The organism is Gemmatimonas sp. (assembly GCF_031426495.1).
In the GTDB taxonomy this organism is placed as follows: domain Bacteria; phylum Gemmatimonadota; class Gemmatimonadetes; order Gemmatimonadales; family Gemmatimonadaceae; genus Gemmatimonas.
On sequence record NZ_JANPLK010000092.1, the window covers coordinates 1 to 1197 of the forward strand.

1 protein-coding gene and 2 rRNA genes are annotated in these 1197 nt (G+C 60.7%); all 3 read right to left on the reverse strand.

Translation table 11 applies throughout. The annotated features are described in order from the left end of the window. The coding region (locus RMP10_RS23155) for a GTPase (RefSeq protein WP_345785846.1) at positions 1-467 on the reverse strand (467 nt) is incomplete at its 3' end. Positions 468-563: 96 nt separating this feature from the next. Further along, a 5S ribosomal RNA gene (rrf, locus tag RMP10_RS23160) occupies positions 564-680 on the reverse strand. A gap of 325 nt (positions 681-1005) precedes the next feature. Next, a 23S ribosomal RNA gene (locus tag RMP10_RS23165) occupies positions 1006-1197 on the reverse strand; the annotation flags it as partial.

A 1197-nucleotide genomic window follows, 5' to 3' on the forward strand; every position in this document is an offset into this window, starting at 1 on the left:
AACGCGCGCGCGATTGCCGCACCCACCTCAACATAATGACCGGGCGCGAAATCGACGACCTTGTCGGGCCGGTCGCCACGCTCGGCGCGCAGCTCTGCGCCATAGGTGCGGGTGAAGCCGGTGCGCCAAGCCAACAGCGGATCGTTGGACGCGGTATCGGTCAACGGTGCAGCGTGGCGCAGCAGCGTGACGGGGGCATCGCACAAGGCCGCAAGCGCAGCATTGCGCATCGCACTATGCAGCGAGTCCCTGGGTTCCAGCAGCCCGGGCGTGTCGAGCACGACCATTTGCGTGTCATTTTCAGTTCGGATTCCAACGACTCGCTGCCGCGTGGACTGCGCTTTGGCGGATGTGATCGCGAGCTTCTGCCCGACGAGCCGGTTGAGCAGCGTGGATTTGCCGGCGTTGGGGAAGCCGGTACGGCCACGAAGCCTGCGCGCGTCGTAGGGATATCGGGCATGCTGTATTGTTTCGGGATTTGCCGGCAGTTGCCGGCGGAAGCGGCGGAAGGTAACGGGAACGACAAAGCCCCCGCCACTGTGTGACGGGGGCTTTGCAAAGGGTGCCGGCAACGGCCTACTCTCCCGCGATCTCTCGACCGGAGTACCATTGGCGCTGTCTGGCTTAACGACCGTGTTCGGGATGGGAACGGGTGTGGCCCAGACGCTCTAGTTGCCAGCGATTTTTCATGGCCGCCGGAGGCGGCCTGAAATCGCTGATCCTATTTCAACGCGTCTCTGACGAGACGCTATTCGTACGGTTCGCACCGGCCGAACAGAAAGGGGATCTGTATTTCCAACACGTTTCTGACGAGACGCTATTCGAACGGTGTGTTACCGCAGGAAGTGCAAGTCTCTGAGAGAAACGCTTCTGACAAACTGACAACGCAGTCTGACAGACGGAGTGTGAAGTGATATGGGGCGGCACTCACTGCTTTCGGCAGGGTGCCGCATGACGTGCGCATGCTTTGCGATGATTCTTGATTGCCCATGGAAAAACCATGGGGGAGTCAAGCCGCACGGGCGATTAGGACAGCTGCGCTCGGAACGTCTTGCGACGCTTCCACGTGCTGCCTATCGACGGAGTAGTCTCCTCCGGCCCTTCAGGGGTATCAAGTACCCAGGGAGAGTTCATCTTGGGGGACGCTTCCCACTTAGATGCTTTCAGCGGTTATCGCCACCGAACATCGCTACCCGG